The organism is Melissospora conviva (genome assembly GCF_049523535.1).
Classification (GTDB): Bacteria; Actinomycetota; Actinomycetes; order Mycobacteriales; family Micromonosporaceae; genus Melissospora; species Melissospora conviva.
Window position 1 is genome coordinate 82,775 of the sequence record NZ_JBLLDT010000006.1, and the last position, 19,080, is coordinate 101,854.

Here is a 19,080-nt window from a genome sequence, read left to right on the forward strand (position 1 = left end):
CGGTCCGCCGATGGAGATCTTGCAGGGGATCGGAATCGGCGTCGCCGTACTGGTCTGTGCGGCACTCTTCCTCCGTCTTCGGCGGATCCTGGTCTGCCGCTCCGGCGGGATCATCAACATGAGCGTGCGGGTCACCACCATGCTCGACGGGCGTGGCTGGTCGCCGGGCTTCGGCCGGTTCCGCGGCGACCAGCTCTGCTGGTACCGCACGCTCAGCTTTGCCGTACGCCCCAAGCGGGTGCTCTCCCGGCACGCGCTGACAGTGCAGCGCCGCCGCCACCCCCAGGGGCAGGAGACGCTCGCTCTCCCCGGTGACTGGATCATTCTCAGCTGTCACAACGGCGAGGTTCCGGTGGAGATCGCGATGTCGACCGCCACCCTGACCGGATTTCTCTCGTGGCTCGAGGCCGCCCCGCCCGGGGCGGCCTCGCCGCGTCTCGTCGCCACCCCGCAGGATCGCCCAGCGGCCTGAGCCGGCCGCCGGGCCCGCCGCGAGGCAGGAGCTACCACCAGCAGGGCTGCCTGCTGCCGGAAGCCCTCTACCGGCTCAGCGCTTGCCGCCGGGAACCCATAGCACGTCGCCCGCCGGATTTGCCGTCCTTGCCAGGATGAAGAGCAGATCCGAGAGCCGGTTGAGATACTTGGCCGGCAGGGGACTGGTCCGCTCCGGATCGTGCTCGACCAGCGCCCACGCCGCTCGTTCGGCCCGGCGGGCGATCGTCCGCGCCATGTGCAGCAGCGCCGCGCCGGGGGTGCCGCCGGGGAGGATGAAGGAGTCCAGGTTGGCAAGTCGCTCGTTGAACTCGTCGCACCAGCCCTCCAATCGCGTGACGTACTCCTCCAGCACGCGCAGCGGGGGGTACGCCGGCTCCGGCTCGACCGGGGTGGCGAGGTCCGCCCCGGCGTCGAAGAGGTCGTTCTGAATGGTGGTGAGCACCGCGCGTACCTCGTCGTCGAGGCCGCCCATCGCCAGCGCCATGCCGATGGCGGCGTTGCACTCGTCGACGTCGGCGTACGCCACGAGGCGCGGGTCGTTCTTGCCGACCTCCTCGTTGTTGCTCAGCCTGGTCCGGCCGGCGTCGCCGGTGCGGGTGTAGATGCGGGTGAGGTGAACAGCCATGACGCACAGCGTACGGAACGTCGACGCTGCGGCCGGTGGGCCGTCGTCCGCCGCGCACCCGCCCGGTGACGATCCGGACGCCTGCGTCATCCGGGTCGACGGCGCGGCGCGGCTGCGCGGGACCGTGCCGGTGGTGGGGGCGAAGAACTCGGCGCTGAAGCTGATGGCCGCCGCGCTGCTCGCCCCGGGCCGGACGGTCATCACCAATGTTCCCCGGATCACCGATATCGCGATCATGGGCGAGGTGCTGCGCCGGCTCGGCTGCGGGGTCACCTTCGGTCCCGACCCGCAGGCGCCGCCGGCCGCGGCGGACCGCGCCCGGACGGTCACCCTCGACGTCCCGCAGCGCCCCGGTTCGGCGGCCGACTACGACCTGGTACGCCGCCTGCGCGCCTCGATCTGCGTACTCGGTCCGCTGCTGGCCCGCTGCGGGCACGTGCGGGTGGCCCATCCCGGCGGCGACGCCATCGGCTCGCGGGGCCTGGACATGCACATCGCCGGGCTGACCCTGATGGGGGCGCAGATCGGGGGAGAGCACGGCTTTGTGATCGCCTCCGCACCGCAGGGCCTGCGCGGCGCCGAGATCTGTCTCGAGTTCCCCAGTGTCGGGGCCACCGAGAACCTGGTGATGGCGGCGGTGCTGGCCCAGGGGGTGACCACGATCGACAACGCGGCCCGGGAGCCGGAGATCGTCGACATCTGCACGATGCTGACGGCGATGGGCGCCCGGATCGACGGGGTCGGCAGCTCGACCCTGCGCATCGAGGGGGTTTCGGAGCTGCACCCGGTGCGGCACGCCACGGTCGGGGACCGCATCGTCGCCGGCACCTGGGCGTTCGCGGGGGCGATGACCCGCGGGGACGTCACGGTCACCGGGGTGGATCCACGGTTCCTGGAGATCGCGCTGGAAAAGGTGATCCTGGCCGGCGGTCTGGTCGAGACCCGGGCGGACGCCTTCCGGGTCCGGATGGATCAGCGGCCCCGCGCGGTCGACGTGGCGACCCTGCCCTATCCCGGCTTCGCCACGGATCTGCTGCCGATGGCGATCGGGCTCGCCGCGGTCAGCGACGGCGCTTCGCTGATCACTGAGAACATCTTCGACGGGCGGTTCATGTTCGCCAACGAGATGGTCCGGCTCGGCGCGGACATCAAGACCGACGGGCACCACGCGGTGGTCCGCGGCCGGGAGCGGCTCTCCAGTGCCCCGGTACGCGCCACCGACATCCGCGCCGGCGCCGGCCTGATCATCGCCGGGCTCTGCGCGGACGGGGTCACCGAGGTTTCGCACATCCACCACGTCGACCGGGGCTACCCGGACTTCGTGGCGGATCTGCGGGCGCTCGGCGCACGGGTCGAACGGGTGCCGGCGCCGCAGGAGCCGGTCTTCGCCCTCTGAGGGTCGCGGTGGCCGGGCTCCTCCTTACCGATCGTTCAGCGGCGCCGGTTAGGGTGCTGCTGGGAGTACAGCCGTAGCAGTTGAGGGAGTGAGCAGGATGGCGGGTCGACTCGCGGTCATCGGAGCGGGACTGATGGGTTCCGGCATCGCCCAGGTGGCGGCGCAGGCGGGCTGGCAGGTGACCCTGCGGGACCTGGACGAGGCGGCCACCTCGCGGGGCATCGCCGGGATCCGCAAGTCGCTGGAGAAGTTCGCCGCCAAGGGTGCGATCACCACCGAGTCGGTCGAGGAGGCGCTGGGCCGGATCACCCCGACCACCGAGTTCGAGGCGGTCGCCGACGCCGACATCGTCGTCGAGGCGGTCTTCGAGAAGATCGAGGTCAAGCACGAGGTCTTCCGGCAGCTCGACAAGCACTGCGCGCCGCACGCGGTGCTCGCCACCAACACCTCGGCGATCCCGGTGACTCAGATCGCGGCCGTCACGCAGCGGCCGGAGTCGGTCGTCGGCACCCACTTCTTCTCCCCGGTGCCGATGATGAAGCTCTGCGAGCTGGTGCGCGGCTACAAGACCAGCGACGAGACGCTGGCGACCGCCAAGGCCTTCGCCGAGGAGATCGGCAAGACCTGCGTGGTGGTCAACCGCGACATCGCCGGTTTCGTCACCACCCGGCTGATCACCGCGCTGGTGGTGGAGGCGGTCAAGCTGGTGGAGTCCGGCGTGGCCTCCCCGGAGGACGTCGACATCGCCTGCAAGCTCGGCTTCGGCCACGCGATGGGCCCGCTGGCCACCACCGACCTGACCGGCGTGGACGTGCTGCTCAACGCCGCGCGCAACATCTACCAGGACACCCAGGACGAGAAGTTCTTCCCGCCGGAGCTGCTGCAGCGCATGGCCACCGCCGGTGACCTGGGCCGCAAGACCGGCAACGGCTTCTACAGCTACTGACCCGGTCGCGGCCCGCCTGGCGCCGGAGCGGGTAGCAGGGGAGCGGACGTACGAGAAGGGGCACCGGTTGTGACACCGGTGCCCCTTCTCCATGCCATGGCCTGGCCGTGGCTGTGCCGTTGTCTGCGTTCGGTGGCGTCAGCCGTCTCGCTTGGTGGTCCAGCGGAAGGTGCCGAGGCAGAGGACCAGGCCCACCACGCACCAGATGCCGAGGACCAGCGCCACCCGCCCCAGTTCGAAGGAGCCGCCCGGTTCGGTTGCCCCGAAGGACTCCGGCAGGAAGACCGAGCGCAGCCCCTGGCACATCCACTTCAGCGGGAAGATCGCGGCGACCTGCTGCATCCAGCCGGGCAGGCTGGTGAAGACGAAGAAGACGCCGGAGATGAACTGCAGGATCAGCGCCACCGGCGTGATCACCGCCGAGCCGCTGCGGGAGGTCCGGGCCAGCGAGGACATCGCGATGCCGCAGAGCGTGCAGGCGGTGATGCCCAGGACTGCCACCCAGCCGAAGGTCCACCACTTCTGCGCGGTGGCGGGCAGCTCCAGGTCGAAGAGGGCGACCGAGACGGCGAGCAGGATGACGGTCTCGGCGATGCCGATCGCGATCACCATGATGATCTTGCCGACGAAGTAGACCCATTTCGGCATGGGTGTGCCGCGGTAGCGCTTTAGCACGCCGCGGTCGCGCTCGATCGGGATCCAGATGCCCAGGTTCTGGAAGCTGACCGTCATCAGGCCGGTGGCGATCATGCCGGTGATGAAGTACTGCGTGTAGCTGACCCCCGGCGCGATCTCGTCACTGAAGATCGCCGCGAAGATCAGGATCATGATCACCGGGAAGCCCATCGTGAAGACGACGGACTCCCGGCTGCGCAGGAACTGCCGGATCTCCAGGCCGCCCTGGCGCAGCCCCAGCTTCACGAGGTTGCTCCGGACCGCGGTCGCCGGCGCGGTCGCGGGGCGGGTCGTCGTCGTGCTCATCGGTGCCCAATCATCTTCAGGTAGATGTCCTCGAGCGTGGGCCGGGTGACGGTCAGCCCCGGCACCTCGCCGTCGTGCCGTTCGGCGAGTTCCCGCAGCACCGCCGTCGGGGTGGCGGTCTCGATCTGCTCCAGCGCCCCGTCCGGGGTACGCCAGCTCACCGTCGCCAGCGCGCTCTGCCGGCCGCCGAGCAGCGCCGGGGTGGAGACGTCGATGATCGTGCCGCCGCTGATCACACCGACGCGGTCGGCGAGCGACTCGGCCTCGTCCAGGTAGTGGGTGGTCAGCAGGATGGTGGTGCCGGCCGCCGAGAGGTCGCGGATCAGCTCCCAGAACTCGCGCCGGGCCTCCGGGTCGAAGCCGGTGGTCGGCTCGTCGAGGAAGAGCAGCTCCGGGCGGCCGATGATGCCGAGCGCCACGTCGAGCCGGCGCTTCTGACCGCCGGAGAGGCTGTGCGTGCGGGCCTTGCGCTTGGCGTCCAGCCCGACCCGCGCGATGACCTTGTCGGGGTCGTCGGCGTTGGGGTAGAAGGCCGCGAAGTGGTGCACCACCTCGGCCACGGTCAGCTCGTCGAACTCCCCGGTGCCCTGCAGCACGATGCCGACCCGGGAGCGCCAGTCCGCGTCGGCGTGCGCGGGGTCGACGCCGAGCACGCTCACCTCGCCGTCGTCGCGGTTGCGGTACCCCTCCAGGATCTCCACCGTGGTGGTCTTGCCGGCGCCGTTCGGTCCGAGCAGCGCGAAGACCTCACCCCGGTGGACCTCAAGATCGACACCGGCCACGGCGACGTTGCCGCCATAGGATTTGCGCAATCCGCGTACCGAGATCGCGAGTTCGTCACCCATGGGTTCAACTATGTCTCTCGTGCGCACGCCACCTACCGTCGGGGTGGCTGCTGTCACGTTCTGTGATCGCAGGATCCGGGGCGCGTCGCGGTCGGCCTGCTGACACGGGTGGGTTGGGCAGTCGGTGCCCGTTGTGTGGTTTTTCACCATCGGCAGTAACTGGTGAGTAACTTAGACTCCGCGCATGGACGAGAAGGCAGAGTCGAGCCGGTTGCCCGAGCGGGACCGGCCCTGGGTGATGCGTACGTACGCGGGGCACTCCTCCGCCGCCGCCACCAACGCGCTGTTCCGCCGCAACCTGGCGAAGGGCCAGACCGGTCTCTCGGTCGCCTTCGACCTGCCCACCCAGACGGGTTACGACCCCGACCACGAGCTGGCCACCGGCGAGGTGGGCCGGGTCGGCGTCCCCGTCTCCCACATCGGCGACATGCGGGCGCTCTTCGAGGGCATCCCGGTCGGCCAGATGAACACCTCGATGACGATCAACGCACCGGCGATGTGGCTGCTCGGTCTCTACGAGACCGTCGGCGAGGAGCAGGGCGCCGAGAAGGCCCGGCTGGCCGGCACCACGCAGAACGACATCATCAAGGAGTACCTCTCCCGGGGCACCTACATCTTCCCGCCGGCCGCCTCGCTGCGGCTGACCGCGGACGTCGTGGCGCACACGCTGACCCACATGCCGAAGTGGAACCCGGTCAACATCTGCTCGTACCACCTGCAGGAGGCCGGCGCGACGCCCGTGCAGGAGGTCGGCTTCGCGCTCGCCACCGCCGTGGCGGTCCTGGACGCGGTCCGCGACTCCGGCCAGGTGCCCGCCGAGCGGATGGGCGACGTGGTGGCGCGCATCTCCTTCTTCGTCAACGCCGGCGTGCGCTTCGTCGAGGAGATGGCGAAGATGCGCGCCTTCAACCGCCTCTGGGAGGAGATCACCCGCGACCGGTACGGCGTGACCGACCCGAAGCAGCGCCGCCTCCGCTACGGCGTGCAGGTCAACTCTCTCGGGCTGACCGAGGCGCAGCCGGAGAACAACATCCAGCGCATCGTGCTGGAGATGCTCGGTGTGACCCTCTCCCGCAACGCGCGCGCCCGGGCGGTGCAGCTGCCGGCCTGGAACGAGGCGCTCGGCCTGCCCCGGCCGTGGGACCAGCAGTGGTCGCTGCGGATGCAGCAGGTGCTCGCCTTCGAGTCCGACCTGCTGGAGTACCCCGACCTCTTCGACGGTTCGTACGTGGTCGAGGCGCTGGTCGACGAGATCGCCGACGGCGCCCGCCGGGAACTGGACAAGATCCAGGAGCTCGGCGGTGTGGTCGCCGCCGTCGAGACCGGCTACCTCAAGAGCGCCCTGGTGGCGTCGCTGACCGAGCGCCGCCGGCGGCTGGAGGACGGCAGCGACGTCGTCGTCGGGGTCAACAGGTTCACCGAGACCGAGCCGTCGCCGCTGACCGCGGCCGGCGCCGGCGCCGTCGAGCAGGTCGACCCGGCGGTGGAGCAGGCCGCCGCGGACGCCGTACGCGCCTGGCGGGCCGGGCGGGACCAGGCGGCGGTCGACGCGGCGCTGGAGAAGCTGCGCGCCGACGCCGCCGGCACCACCAATCTGATGGCCGCCACCCTCGCCTGCGTCAAGGCCGGCGTCACCACGGGGGAGTGGGCCGGGGCGCTGCGCGAGGTCTTCGGCGAGTACCGCCCGCCGACCGGGCTGGCCGGCGGCGCGGGCCTGGTCGCCGACGAGACGCTGGTTCAGGTGCGCGAGCGGGTCGCCGCCACCGCCCGGGAGCTCGGCAGCGGCCGGTTGCGGCTGCTGGTCGGCAAGCCGGGCCTGGACGGGCACTCCAACGGCGCCGAGCAGATCGCCGTACGCGCCCGCGACGCCGGCTTCGAGGTCATCTACCAGGGCATCCGGCTCACCCCCGCGGAGATCGTCGCCGCGGCGGTGGAGGAGGACGTCGACCTCGTCGGCCTCTCGGTCCTCTCCGGTTCGCACCTGGCCGCGGTGCCCGCGGTGCTCGACGGGCTGCGGGCCGCCGGGCGCGCCGATCTTCCGGTGGTGGTCGGCGGCATCATCCCGGCCGACGACGCGGCCCAGCTGCGGGCTGCCGGAGTGGCGCAGGTCTTCACCCCGAAGGACTTCGGCCTGACCGAGATCATGGGCCAGATGGTCACGGTGATCCGGCGGGCGAACGACCTGACGGACTGAACGCGCCTGGGCGGTTGCGCCCGCGAGAGCGCTGCCAGAATCCTTCGCCCTCGGAACGTGACGCAGCCGCACAGCCGGCCCACTCGGGGCCGCTGTGCGGCTGTCGTTGGTCTCTGCGCGACCGGGCTGTGGTCACGGCGGTTTTCCGCCGCGCCGCGGTGCGGACTACGACTGCGGCTGGTACGTCACGCAGTCGGCCAGGTCGAGGTCGGATCCGACAGAGATCGCCGGCGCGTGGCACTCCAGGTCGGAGTTGTGCACGCAGTCGGACCGCTTGCAGGCCCCGACCTGCGCGAGGGCGTCTGTCACCCCGCCCTGCTGCGGCGAGTCGAAGAAGGTGTCGCAGTGCGCGTGCTCTGCCGTTCCGATGGTGATGGCGAACGCTCGGCACTCTTCCTCGGCGTTGTATGAACAACTGGTCGCGGTGCACTGCTGCACGCGGGGCATCTCCAGAACCGCGGTCATCTTGACCTCCCTTAGCGGAAAAGCTATGTCCCGATTCTGGGGGTTTGCCGAATACGTCACGCGCAAACCTGCGAGGTCCACCCGATCGGGGCAGCCCTCGCTTCTCGCGGGCCGGCCGGACGCTGCCATGGTGCGGCTCAGACGTCGAAGCCGGCTTCCCGGGCGGCGAGCCGTCCGCGCCGCCGGGCCCGCCGGCGGCGCCAGAGCCAGCCGGCGAAGAAGACCAGCGCCACCAGGAAGACCAGCACCAGCGCCGGCAGCAGGATCGCCACCAGGGACATCGCCACGCTGGTGGCGTCCTCGGCGGTGCTCGCCACCGGCGCCCCGAGCCCTCCGGTGGTCGCGTTGATCACCGGCCGGGCGACCGTCTTGAGGCCGTGCACGATCAGGGCGATCACAATGCCGGCCACCACCGGCAGCCACTGGCCCTCCGAGACGAAGGCCCCCGGATCGCTGACGGTCACCGTGTCGGCGCTGGTGCCCGCACCGAAGGCCAGACCGCCGGCGGCCGGCCGGACCGCCGTCTGGAGCACGTCGTTGATGTGGTCGAGCACCGGAACCTTGTCGGCGACGACCTCGACCGCCAGCAGGGCCGCCATGATGACGAGCACCCAGCCGTTGGAGAGCCACTGCCAGGTGTCCGGCAGATCGAACAGATCGGTGAAGCGGGACAGCAGCCCGACGATCAGCAGGGGGATGTAGGCGTTCAAGCCGGCCGATGCGGCCAGCCCCGTTCCGGTGAGGACTTCGAACACCCGTTCAGGATGACACCGCCGCGCCACTGCCGCTGACTGGAGCGCCCACGGGTCTCCGCTACCCTCGTCGGGTGCGGTTGGTGATTGCGAAATGCTCGGTGGACTACGTCGGACGGCTCTCGGCTCATCTGCCGACGGCGACCCGGTTGCTGATGGTCAAGGCGGACGGCTCCGTCTCCATCCATGCCGACGACCGTGCCTACAAGCCCTTGAACTGGATGAGTCCGCCCTGCCGGCTCGAAGAGGCACCGGGCGTCTGGCGGGTGGTGAACAAGGCCGGCGAGGAGCTGCGCATCACCCTGGAGGAGATCTTCCAGGACACCTCCTACGAGCTCGGTGTCGATCCCGGCCTGCGCAAGGACGGCGTCGAGGCGCACCTGCAGGAGCTGCTGGCAGCCAACCCGCAGACCTTCGGCGAGGGCTACACCCTCGTACGGCGGGAGTACATGACAGCGATCGGGCCGGTCGACCTGCTCTGCCGCGACGGCGCGGGCGCCGCGGTGGCGGTGGAGATCAAACGCCGCGGTGAGATCGACGGGGTGGAGCAGCTGACCCGCTACCTGGAGCTGATGAACCGGGACCCGCTGCTCGCGCCGGTCGCCGGGATCTTCGCCGCCCAGGAGATCAAGCCACAGGCCCGGGTGCTCGCCACCGACCGGGGCATCCGCTGCGTGGTGGTCGACTACGACAAGCTGCGCGGCATCGAGCGCGACGAACTGACGCTCTTCTGACGGGCACTCAGCGTCCGCGGTACAGCAGCTTGACGGCGCGCACGATCCGGGCGACCTGCGCCGGGGTCCGCTCGAAGGTCATCGCCGGCATCGGGGAAGGCGCCCGGCGGCGGGTGATCGCCTTGGCGCGGCCGAACTCGCGCAGCCCGTCGTCACCGTGGACGCGGCCGAAACCGGACTCGCCGACCCCGCCGAAGGGGAGGGTGGACATGCCGGCGAAGGAGAGGGTGGAGTTCACCGCCGTCATCCCGGAGCGCAGCCGCCGCGCGGTCGCCATCGCCCGTCGCCGGCCGAAGACCGAACCGCCCAGGCCGTACGGGAGCGCGTTCGCGCGCTCGACCGCCTCGTCGACGTCCCGCACCTTGTTGATCACCAGGGTCGGGCCGAAGGTCTCATGCCGTACGGCGTCGGAGTCCTCCGGCACGTCGACCAGCACCGTCGGCGACACGAACGGGGGCTGCACCGCCTCGGGGCCGCCGAGCAGGGCCTTGCCGCCGCGGGCGAGCGCGTCGTCGATGTGCCGCCGGATCACCTCGACCTGGCTCGGCATGGTGATCGGACCGATCTCGCCGTCCGCGCCGACGGAGAGGCGCTGCGCGCGCTCGACCACCTTGGTGACGAAGGCGTCGTGCACCTCGGCGACGGCGTAGACACGCTCGATGCCGATGCAGGTCTGCCCGGCGTTGGTGAACGCTCCCCAGACGCAGGACTCGGCCGCGGCATCCAGGTCCGCGTCGGAGTCGACGATCATGGCGTCCTTGCCGCCGGCCTCCAGCAGCACCGGCGTCAAGGTCTGCGCGCACTCGGCCATCACCTTGCGGGCGGTGACGGGTGAACCGGTGAAGGCGATCTTGCCGACGCCGGCCAGGCAGAGCGCGGCGCCGGTGTCGCCGAGACCGTGCACGACCTGCAGGACCGGCCGCCCTCCGACGAGCTCGGTGAAGGTGTCGACGAGCCACTGCCCGATCGCGGGGGTGTACTCGCTGGGCTTGAAGACCACCACGTTCCCCGCGGCCAGCGCGTACGCCATCGAGCCGAGCGGGGTGAGCACCGGGTAGTTCCAGGGGCCGATGACGCCGACGACGCCGTACGGCTGGTATTCGAGGTGGGCGGAGAACTCGGCGACGAGCATCCGCGAACGCACCCGGCGCGGTCCGAGCACCCGGCGGGCGTTGCGCGCCGCCCAGTCGACGTGCTCGATGGCCGAGACGATCTCGATCGTCGCGTCCGCCACCGGCTTGCCGCCCTCGGCGTGGCAGAGTCCGGCCAGCTCGTCGATGCGCGTGGCGAGCAGTGAGCGCCACTTCAGCAGGTACTGCCGGCGGCCGGCGTGGCCGAGTGCGGCCCACCAGTCAGCGGTGGCGTGCGCCCGCGTGAGGGCCTGGCCGACCTCTGCGGGGCCGGCGACCGGAAAGCGGCCGACCTCCTGCCCGCCGGCGGGATTTGTCGAGATCAATTCGCCACGCTCGACGACCGGCGTGCCGGGGAGGTGAACGGCAGTCATAACGGGAGTGTAATCCCGCTGTTACTGACGGGTAAGACTCTGCGTGTCCGGAATTTTACGGGCATCGCTGCGTTTCGCGGCAGCGCGCCGACTCGCGGCACAACTACTCTTCGGGTCGGAGTGGTCACCGGACGTCGGTGGCGTGCTCCACACCCGACGGAGGGCTCTGCGGATGGACGACGCGCTGCTGACACCTTCGCTCACCGTGCTCACCGGCGCGATGCGCGGCACGCGATTGCGGCTGCCGCTCGGGACCCACGTGATCGGGCGTGGTCCCGAGGCGACCGTCCTCATCGACGACCACCGGATCAGCCGGCGGCACGCCGCAATCCGGCTCGCCCCGCAGGAGGCATTCCTGGTCGACCTCGGCTCGACCAACGGAACGTGGTGCAACGGGCAGCCGGTCGGCGCCGAGACCCGGCTCGCCGACGGCGACCGCATCCGGCTGGGCCTGGTCGAGGTGCGCTACTGCGACCCCGCCGCCGCGGACACCGTGCCGGTCAACGACTTCCGCAACCTGCCGCTGCTCAGCCGTACGCTGCACCGGCGCGTGCTGGTGCCCGGTGGTGCCGGCATCCCGCAGGTGCGTACCCCCGCTCCCGTGCACACCGACCGCTCGGTCACCGCGCCCATCGACGAACCGGTGCCGGCCGCCGACCACTGAGACGCCGGAGATGGCCGGGTGCTGCGGCAATTGGGCCTTTCGCAGGCGTACCGGCCCGGTTGCCCGTCCTGTCGTGACAAATCCCACGGCATCTCGACAACTCACCGTTACGTGGCAGACTCGCGCGCATAAACCAGATCGTGGGATCGGCCTGTTCGCGAGGGGGAGGGCGTCGTGGCACGCGAATTCACCAGTGTCGCTGTGGTGGGGCTCGGCACCATGGGTGCCGGCATCGTCGAGGTCTTCGCCCGCTACGGGCACAACGTCCTCGCCTCGGACATCTCCGAGGACGCGGTCGAGCGCGGCCGGCAGAAGATCATCGGCTCCACCGACCGGGCCGTCGCCAAGGGCAAGCTGACCGAGGCCGACCGCGACGCCCTGCTGGCGCGGATCAACTTCGTCGTCGGCCTGGAGCGGCTGGACGCCGTCGACCTGGTCATCGAGGCCGTCCCCGAGCAGCTCGAACTCAAGCAGCGGATCTTCGCCGAGCTGGACCGGGTCTGTAAGCCCGAGGCGATCCTGGCCACCAACACCTCCTCGTTGAGCGTCACCGAGATCTCGGTGGCGACCGGCCGCCCCAACCAGGTCGTCGGCCTGCACTTCTTCAACCCCGCCCCGGTGATGAAGCTCGTCGAGGTGGTCCGCACCGTGGTCACCGCCCCCGACGTGATCACCGACGTCGAGGCGCTCTGCGCGCAGCTGGGCAAGACCGACGTGACCATCAGCGACCGGGCCGGCTTCATCGCCAACGCGCTGCTCTTCGGCTACCTCAACCACGCCGTGCAGATGCTCGAGTCCCGCTACGCCACCCGCGAGGACATCGACGCGGCCATGAAGTACGGCTGCGGCCTGCCGATGGGCCCGCTCGCGCTGATGGACCTGATCGGCCTGGACACCGCGTACGAGATCCTCGACACCATGTACCGGCGGGGTGGGCGCGACCGCCGCCACGCGCCGGTGCCCCTGATCAAGCAGATGGTCACCGCCGGTCTGCTCGGCCGCAAGTCCGGCCGCGGCTTCTACACCTACGAGAAGCCCGGCTCCCCGGTGATCGTGGCCGACGAGCAGACCCCGGTCGCCGACAGCGCCTCCGCCGACGCGGCCCGTGGCATCGCCAAGGTCGGCGTGGTCGGCTCCGGCACCATGGCCACCGGCATCGTCGAGGTCTTCGCCAAGGCCGGCTACGAGGTCGTCTCGGTGACCCGGGGCGCCGAGAAGTCCGCCCGCGTGCGCGCGGCGATCGAGAACTCCCTCAACAAGGGCGTTGCCCGGGGCAAGCTCAGCGAGCCCGACCGGGACGCGGCGCTGGCCCGCGTCACCTCCTCGGCGAACCTCGAGGACCTCGCCGACGTGGACCTCGTCGTCGAGGCCGTGGTGGAGGAGCTCAGCGTCAAGAAGGCGCTCTTCGCCAACTTCGACGAGATCTGCAAGCCGGGCGTCGTGCTCGCCACCACCACCAGCTCGCTGCCGGTGGTCGAGGTGGCCATGGCCACCCAGCGTCCGGCCGACGTGGTGGGTCTGCACTTCTTCAACCCGGCGCAGGTGATGCCGCTGGTGGAGATCGTGGAGACGATCCGTACCTCCGCCGAGACCGCCGCCACCGCCCGCGCCGTCACCGCCGCGCTGCGCAAGGTCGGCGTCAGCTGCACCGACCGGTCCGGCTTCATCGTGAACGCGCTGCTCTTCCCGTACCTCAACGACGCGGTGAAGATGCTCGAGGCGAACTACGCCACCGCCGACGACATCGACCACGCGATGAAGCTCGGCTGCGGCTACCCGATGGGCCCCTTCGAGCTGCTGGACGTGGTCGGCCTGGACGTCTCGCTCGCCATCACCCGGGAGCTCTACCTGGAGCTGCGTGAGCCCGGCTTCGCCCCGGCGCCGCTGCTGGAGCACCTGGTCACCGCCGGCTACCTGGGCCGCAAGACCGGCCGGGGCTTCCGCGACTACACCAAGCGCTGAGCGGCCCGGATCACCACCCGAGCGCCCGGTGCCGGTCGGCCACGGCCGGCCGGCACCCGTACGCTTGAACGACCATGAGCCCCCGCCGCAACCGTCCCCGCCGAGACGACGCAGAGCTGGACGAGGGCCGCCTCCGGCAGGGTGTCGGCTCCGTGCAGTCCTGGCGTGACGGTGACTGGCAGGTGCGTGGCATCGCCGGCGGCGCGTCCGCCAAGACGTACCGCTGTCCGGGGTGTGACCAGGAGATCCGGCCCGGCACCGCGCACGTGGTCGCCTGGCCGTCCGACGGGCGGGGCGACCTGAGCGACCGGCGGCACTGGCACTCCGGCTGCTGGCGCGCCCGCGACCGGCGCGGCCCGAACCCGCACCGCGGCCACGGCGCCCCCCGCTACGGCTGACGCGATCTCGGTCACCCTGTCGGCGACCCGCTCTGCGCGGACGCCGCCGCCGGGCGAGACTGTAACGGTGAGCACACCCATCCGCGCCGCGTCGATCCTGCCCGCCCATCGCGAGGAGATCGAGTTGCACACCGCCGACGGCCTGCGGCTGGTCGGCGAGCTGGCCCGCCCCCTCGACCGGGAACCGGCCGGCACCCTCATCTGCCTGCACCCGCTGCCCACCCACGGCGGCATGATGGACAGCCACCTCTTCCGCAAGGCGGCCTGGCGCCTGCCGGCGCTCGCCGACCTCGCGGTGCTGCGCTTCAACACCCGCGGCACCAGCAGCGTGCGCGGCACCAGCGAGGGCAGCTTCGACAACGCCGTCGGGGAGCGGTACGACGTGGCGGCGGCGATCGAGTACGCCGAGTTCCACGACCTGCCCAACCGCTGGCTGGTCGGCTGGTCCTTCGGCACCGACCTGACGCTGCGCTACGGCTGCGACCCGGCGGTGGCCGGGGCGATCCTGCTCTCCCCGCCGCTGCGCTACTCCAGCCCCGAAGATCTGGCGGTCTGGGCCGAAAGCGGTAAGCCGGTCACCGCGCTGGTCCCCGAGTTCGACGACTACCTGCGGCCGGAGGAGGCCCGGCGCCGGTTCGCCGCCATCGGGCAGGCGGAGGTGGTCGGCGTGCCCGGCGCCAAGCACCTCTGGGTCGGCGACGCCGAGACGGCGCTGGACGAGATCGTGCGCCGGGTGAATCCGCAGGCGGCGGTGCCGCTGCCGACGACCTGGGACGGGCCGATGGAGACCGGTGACGCCAGCGCGTACGCCGACCGGACGGTGGCGGCCTTCGCCGACCAGCCGGTGCCGGGCCCGCAGCAGCGTACGGCGGAGTAGCCCGGGGCCGGGCACCCGCGATCAGTCGGGGTGCCCGTCGGCGACCCGGCCGGCCCGCCTTCCGCTCACCGTCTCGGGGTGGCCCGGAGTCCCCGGCCCTGCGCCACTCGCGGTGTCCGGCCCGATCCTGGTCGCGGCGTCGAGCCCGCTGCCGGTGGTGGTCCGCGCGCCGGTCTCATCCGCCGGCGCCGGCCAGCCGGCCAGCCAGTCGTGGCGGCGCTGCCAGGCGGTGCGCCACGGTGCCCGGCTGGACCCCGCCGGCAGCGCCGCCCGCAGGGCGACCCCCGCCAGGAGCAGAGCCCGTCCGGTCCGTGCCCGCCGGGCCGGCCACCGCAGCCGCAGATAGGTGGCCTTGCCGCGCAGCAGCATCAGCAGCTTTCCGGTGCCGGTGGAGGCGGCGCCGCCACGGTGCCGTACCCGGGCGTCGGGGACGAGCGCCGGCGTCGCCCCGAGCCGCGCCGCGCGGGCACAGAAATCCGCGTCCTCGCTGTACATGAAGTAGTCCGGCGTGAAGCCGCCAAGGGCGTCGAAGAGGCGGTGTTCGATCAGCAGCAGGCAGCCCGAGGCGGCGGGCACCACGGCCGGCTCCCGCCGGTTCAGCCGGGGCAGCTCCTCCGGGTTCGACCAGGACCAGCGTCGCGCCACCGTGGAGAGTCCGGTGGCGAAGCAGAGGCTGCCGTGCAGCGACGGCAGCGCGAAGACCGAGCGGCCGTCGTCCCTGCCGTCGGGGCGCAGGGTACGCCCGGCGTAGACGCGGTGCCGGGGATGAGCGCGGGCGTAGCCGACGAGAGCCGAGACGGGGTCACCGACCGGTTCGGTGTCCGGATTGAGCAGCAGCAGCCATTCGCCCCGTGCGACGCCGGCCGCGACGTTCACCGCCCGGCCGAAGCCGATATTGTTCGCCAGTTCGATCATCCGGGCCTGGGGAAAGGCGGCCCGGACCGCCGCCGCCGAGCCGTCCGCGGAGGCGTTGTCGACGACGATCACCTCGTACGGCACGGCGGTCGGGGAATCGTGCAGCAGCCGCAGTGCCCGCAGGGTGAGCGCCCGGGTCCCGTACGACACGACGACGACCGAGACGAGCGGGCGCACGGCGGCCGTCTGCGGGGTTGGGGAGCCGCTCACCGGGCCGGCTCCGGGGCAGCGGGCTGACCGCGCCGCGCCGGGCGGTTACGGTTCACCGGGCAGCCTCCGAGGTCCGGGCCCGGCTGGACTCGTCGCGCGCCCACTGCCGGGCGGCGCCGGGCCGGCGGCCGGCGAGCGCGGCGGCGAGGGTGAAACCCAGGTAGACGAGCGCGGCCGGCCAGAGCCGGGGCGCGGGCGCCACCACGTCCCGCAGCCAGGAGAAGCGCCGGGCCGGCGTGGCCCAGGGGGCGTAGGCGCGCAGCGCAGCGTTCGCCGCCCGGACCCGGGTCAGCCGGCGGAGCAGGTCGATGCTGCGCAGCGGAGTGGCGATCACCACGGACGCCTCGGTGACCTCCCGGCGCTGCTTCGGGTCGAAGATCGAGTTCAGGAAGAGGTCATCGGCGAGCAACTCGGGGAAGTCCGGGAAGCCGGCCCGCCCGGCGCGCGACAGCGCCACCGCGCCCCGGCCGAAGAGGGCACCCCGGAACGCGGGCAGCCGGCTGTTGATCGCGTAGTAGGCGCGGACCAGCGCGGGACGCCCCGCGGTGTCGAGCACCCGGCGCGGAGTGACCGCCCAGACGCTGCGGACGAGCGCGGCGCGCAGCGCCCGGGCGTCCGCGGTGCCGAGCAGGACGTCGGCGTCCAGATAGAGCCGGGGAAAGACCTCGCTGGCCCGGTCGCCGGCGTTGAGGGCGGCGGCCTTGCCCGCCTGGGCAAGCTCGATCACGCGTACGCCGGGGAAGTCGCGGGCGACCTCGGCGGTGCGGTCGGTGCAGCCGTTGGCGACCACCACCACGTCGAACTCGCCCGGTTCGGCGCCGGCGAGCAGCCGGCGCAGGCAGCGGCCGATGACCGCCTCTTCGTTGTGGGCCGCGATCACCACCCCGAGCGGCGGCCGGGGGCCGGTCGCGCTCACCACGGGGCCCGGGCGCCGATGCCCAGCCGGATCCGCCGTCCGATGTTACGGATCCGCCAGCGCCATCCCTCGTACGCCCGCAGGTCCAGCGGCGCACGCTGCACCACGAGCGCGGCGTGGCGCATCTGGTCGGTCCAGTCGGCGACCGTCCGGCAGCCGGTGTTGCGGGCCGAGAGGGGCAGCCGGGCCAGCAGGTCGGCGTCGGTGCGGTAGATGGTGTGCGGGCTGCGGGGGTCGTCCATGTGCTCCTCGTGCAGGAACGGGTGGTACCAGCCGTTGACCCAGCCGGCGCGGGCCGCCCGCAGGCACCAGGCGGTGAACGACTCGTCCGGCCGCAGCGGGCCGAGCTGGTCGAGCACCTCCCGTTTGACCAGGTAGCCGCTGCCTTGTATCCAGTGGTTGCGCATCAGCCGGTGCCCGCCCGGGTAGTCGGCCAGCTTCTTGGCGACCAGGTCCGGGTCCACGTCGGAGTCCGGAAAACGCCAGCAGCCGATCACCCCGAAGCGGGGGTTGTCAGCGTGGGCGGCCGGCAGCACCCGCAGCCACGCCGGGTCCGGCAGACAGTCGTCGTCGACCTTGCCCAGGTACGCGCCGGTCGCCTCCTGCCAGAGCCAGTTGGTGGGCGTACGCAGGCCGGTGTTGACCGGGCTGTGGTGGAACCGGTGCAGCCGGGGATGGTCGCGGTGGGCCAGCACCGCCCGCAGTGTCTCCTCGTCGGTGCCGTTGTGCCAGAGCCAGACCCGTGCCTGCGGCGGGCAGGATTCCAGCAGGTGCGGCAGGGCGAGCCGGACGTACTCCGGCCGATTGTGGGTGATCATCAAAATGTCGATCATGTTTGTCCGCTCTCGTTGATCCGGGCAGCCCGGGTGATCCGCCACAGCGCTCCGACCAGTCCGAGCAGCAGGAAGAGGGCGACCCGGTAGGTGGAGAAGTGCAGCGCGTCGAAGGTGGCGGCGGTGACGCCGGCGACGGCGATCGCCACGGCGAGGGTGACGGCGAGGTCGCGGTCGGCGGCGTCGGAGCTGTACAGCCGTACGCGCACGGCGACGAAGATGCCGGTCAGCAGCAGCAGCGCGAGCGCCGCCGTGCCGACGATGCCGGTGGTGACCAGCGAGAGCAGCCACTGGTTGTCGAGCAGCTGATACCGCTCGATCAGCCAGGTGCCCACGCCGCGCCCGAACCAGGGGCGTCCCTCGAAGTAGGGCCGGACGTAGTCGTAGTCCTCCAGCCGGCCCTGCACGCTCGGGTCCCGGTTGCCGACGAGCACCAGGGCCCGCAGGGTGGCGAGCAGTCCGGGGCGCACGACCTGGATCACCACCGCCAGCACCAGGCCGAGGGCGAGCACGTTGAAGCTGGTCCGCAGCGGCCAGGCCACCAGGAGCAGCAGGATCGCCGCGGCGAGGGCGAGCACGCCGGTGCGGGACAGGGAGATCGGGATGACCGCCGCCTGGACCATCGCCAGCGCCCCGAAGAGCTGCCGGCTGCGGCGGGTCGGGGCGAAGCGGGCCAGGTGGATGGCGATCAGCAGGCCGATCACCATCAGCACGCTGAACTCGATGTAGTGCCCGGCGGTGCCGGCGACCCGGACCAGGCCGCCACCGCCGCGCGCGTCGAAACCGACCGGGTCGCGCTGGAAGACCAGCAGCGGCGGAAGCCGCATGTAGACGGTGAGGTCGACCCGGAGCGCGAACTGCCCCAGCGCGACCAGGGCCATGCCCGACGAAGCCCAGCAGAGCCAGCGCAGGATCCGCTCGATCCGTTCCCGGTTGAGCACTCCGTCGGCGACCGCCAGCATGATGCCGCCGCCGGCCAGGGTCGCGAGGATCGCCCGGTCGGCGCCGTTCTGTTCCAGCGCCGGCAGTCCCCGGAGCTGACCGGCCAGGTAGGAGGCGCCGAGGGCGGCGACGTATCCGAGCAGCGCCCAGCGCATCGGCTGACGGCCGTGGGTTGCCAGCTCCGGATGCAGCCGGGTCACCAGCCACCAGATCAGCAACCCGAGACCGACCACCAGCCCGGGGCGGCCCAGCGAACTCAGTGGCAGGAAGACGAGCTGGGTGGGGAGCAGATAGGCGAGCAGAACCGCTACCACCACGACGCCGGTGGCGTCCCGGAAGGGCCGCAGTGTCGGCACGGTGCTGTCGTAGACGGTGCTGCTGCGGCGGGTGGAGAGGTAGGTGGGCACGTCGGCTCCGTGTCGTCGT

19 protein-coding genes are annotated in these 19,080 nt (G+C 71.7%); 9 read left to right on the forward strand and 10 right to left on the reverse strand.

Translation table 11 applies throughout. The features are described from left to right. Nucleotides 1–10 precede the first annotated feature (10 nt). Nucleotides 11–472, forward strand: coding sequence for a DUF2550 domain-containing protein (locus tag ACK8GG_RS15355; protein ID WP_440355090.1), 462 nt, complete (start codon nt 11–13; stop codon nt 470–472). Nucleotides 473–547: 75 nt separating this feature from the next. Here the strand turns inward: ACK8GG_RS15355 and ACK8GG_RS15360 are convergent, their stop codons facing one another. Next, nucleotides 548–1,120, reverse strand: coding sequence for a cob(I)yrinic acid a,c-diamide adenosyltransferase (locus ACK8GG_RS15360; RefSeq protein WP_440355091.1), 573 nt, complete (start codon nt 1,118–1,120; stop codon nt 548–550). Here ACK8GG_RS15360 and murA point away from each other — a divergent pair. Continuing rightward, nucleotides 1,119–2,516 (forward strand): UDP-N-acetylglucosamine 1-carboxyvinyltransferase, encoded by a 1,398-nt coding sequence (gene murA / locus ACK8GG_RS15365; protein WP_440356634.1) that lies wholly within the window; start codon nt 1,119–1,121, stop codon nt 2,514–2,516. The two genes, ACK8GG_RS15360 and murA, sit on opposite strands and share 2 nt — an antisense overlap. 97 nt (nt 2,517–2,613) lie before the next feature. Then, the gene (locus ACK8GG_RS15370; RefSeq protein ID WP_440351651.1) at nt 2,614–3,462 is read left to right on the forward strand and encodes a 3-hydroxyacyl-CoA dehydrogenase family protein; all 849 of its coding nucleotides are present in this window, start codon (nt 2,614–2,616) and stop codon (nt 3,460–3,462) included. A gap of 138 nt (nt 3,463–3,600) precedes the next feature. On the opposite strand, the gene ACK8GG_RS15375 is transcribed toward ACK8GG_RS15370, so the two are convergent. After that, nucleotides 3,601–4,443 carry an ABC transporter permease gene (locus tag ACK8GG_RS15375; RefSeq protein WP_440351650.1) on the reverse strand — a complete coding sequence of 281 codons (843 nt, stop codon included), beginning with the start codon at nt 4,441–4,443 and terminating at the stop codon, nt 3,601–3,603. Beyond that, nucleotides 4,440–5,288, reverse strand: a complete 849-nt coding sequence (locus tag ACK8GG_RS15380; RefSeq protein ID WP_440356635.1) for an ABC transporter ATP-binding protein — start codon at nt 5,286–5,288, stop codon at nt 4,440–4,442. The genes ACK8GG_RS15375 and ACK8GG_RS15380 overlap by 4 nt, the downstream gene beginning before the upstream one ends. 184 nt (nt 5,289–5,472) lie before the next feature. Here ACK8GG_RS15380 and ACK8GG_RS15385 point away from each other — a divergent pair, with 184 nt between their 5' ends. After that, nucleotides 5,473–7,482 carry a protein meaA gene (locus ACK8GG_RS15385; protein ID WP_440356636.1) on the forward strand — a complete coding sequence of 670 codons (2,010 nt, stop codon included), beginning with the start codon at nt 5,473–5,475 and terminating at the stop codon, nt 7,480–7,482. Nucleotides 7,483–7,647: 165 nt separating this feature from the next. On the opposite strand, the gene ACK8GG_RS15390 is transcribed toward ACK8GG_RS15385, so the two are convergent. Continuing rightward, nucleotides 7,648–7,947: a DUF1540 domain-containing protein gene (locus ACK8GG_RS15390; RefSeq protein ID WP_440351647.1), complete on the reverse strand. Its 300-nt coding sequence runs from the start codon at nt 7,945–7,947 to the stop codon at nt 7,648–7,650. A gap of 137 nt (nt 7,948–8,084) precedes the next feature. Then, nucleotides 8,085–8,702, reverse strand: coding sequence for a DUF4126 domain-containing protein (locus ACK8GG_RS15395; RefSeq protein ID WP_440355096.1), 618 nt, complete (start codon nt 8,700–8,702; stop codon nt 8,085–8,087). Between the two features lie 71 nt (nt 8,703–8,773). Here ACK8GG_RS15395 and nucS point away from each other — a divergent pair, with 71 nt between their 5' ends. After that, on the forward strand, nt 8,774–9,433 hold the full coding sequence (nucS, locus tag ACK8GG_RS15400; RefSeq protein WP_440351645.1) for an endonuclease NucS: 660 nt from the start codon (nt 8,774–8,776) through the stop codon (nt 9,431–9,433). Between the two features lie 7 nt (nt 9,434–9,440). Here the strand turns inward: nucS and ACK8GG_RS15405 are convergent, their stop codons facing one another. Further along, on the reverse strand, nt 9,441–10,937 hold the full coding sequence (locus tag ACK8GG_RS15405; protein ID WP_440356637.1) for an aldehyde dehydrogenase family protein: 1,497 nt from the start codon (nt 10,935–10,937) through the stop codon (nt 9,441–9,443). A 172-nt stretch (nt 10,938–11,109) separates the two neighbouring features. Here ACK8GG_RS15405 and ACK8GG_RS15410 point away from each other — a divergent pair, with 172 nt between their 5' ends. The 4 genes from ACK8GG_RS15410 to ACK8GG_RS15425 all read left to right on the forward strand — a co-directional run bounded on the left by ACK8GG_RS15410 (nt 11,110) and on the right by ACK8GG_RS15425 (nt 14,838). Beyond that, a complete protein-coding gene (locus tag ACK8GG_RS15410; RefSeq protein ID WP_440356638.1) occupies nt 11,110–11,601 on the forward strand; it encodes an FHA domain-containing protein in 492 nt (163 codons plus the stop codon). 174 nt (nt 11,602–11,775) lie between these two features. Then, nucleotides 11,776–13,563: a 3-hydroxyacyl-CoA dehydrogenase family protein gene (locus ACK8GG_RS15415; protein WP_440356639.1), complete on the forward strand. Its 1,788-nt coding sequence runs from the start codon at nt 11,776–11,778 to the stop codon at nt 13,561–13,563. A gap of 74 nt (nt 13,564–13,637) precedes the next feature. After that, nucleotides 13,638–13,961, forward strand: a complete 324-nt coding sequence (locus ACK8GG_RS15420) for an Rv1322 family protein (RefSeq protein ID WP_440351641.1) — start codon at nt 13,638–13,640, stop codon at nt 13,959–13,961. Between the two features lie 67 nt (nt 13,962–14,028). Beyond that, nucleotides 14,029–14,838, forward strand: a complete 810-nt coding sequence (locus tag ACK8GG_RS15425; protein WP_440351640.1) for an alpha/beta hydrolase — start codon at nt 14,029–14,031, stop codon at nt 14,836–14,838. A gap of 21 nt (nt 14,839–14,859) precedes the next feature. Here the strand turns inward: ACK8GG_RS15425 and ACK8GG_RS15430 are convergent, their stop codons facing one another. Genes ACK8GG_RS15430 through ACK8GG_RS15445 form a run of 4 tightly spaced genes read right to left on the reverse strand, consistent with a single transcriptional unit; the run spans nt 14,860 to nt 19,061 of the window. Further along, nucleotides 14,860–15,963: a glycosyltransferase family 2 protein gene (locus tag ACK8GG_RS15430; RefSeq protein WP_440356640.1), complete on the reverse strand. Its 1,104-nt coding sequence runs from the start codon at nt 15,961–15,963 to the stop codon at nt 14,860–14,862. Nucleotides 15,964–16,015: 52 nt separating this feature from the next. Then, a complete protein-coding gene (locus tag ACK8GG_RS15435) occupies nt 16,016–16,879 on the reverse strand; it encodes a glycosyltransferase (protein ID WP_440355101.1) in 864 nt (287 codons plus the stop codon). Then, a complete protein-coding gene (locus ACK8GG_RS15440; protein WP_440355102.1) occupies nt 16,876–17,712 on the reverse strand; it encodes a glycosyltransferase family 2 protein in 837 nt (278 codons plus the stop codon). The genes ACK8GG_RS15435 and ACK8GG_RS15440 overlap by 4 nt, the downstream gene beginning before the upstream one ends. After that, complete coding sequence (locus ACK8GG_RS15445; protein WP_440356641.1) at nt 17,709–19,061, reverse strand: O-antigen ligase family protein; 1,353 nt, start codon at nt 19,059–19,061, stop codon at nt 17,709–17,711. The genes ACK8GG_RS15440 and ACK8GG_RS15445 overlap by 4 nt, the downstream gene beginning before the upstream one ends. Nucleotides 19,062–19,080: the final 19 nt, after the last annotated feature.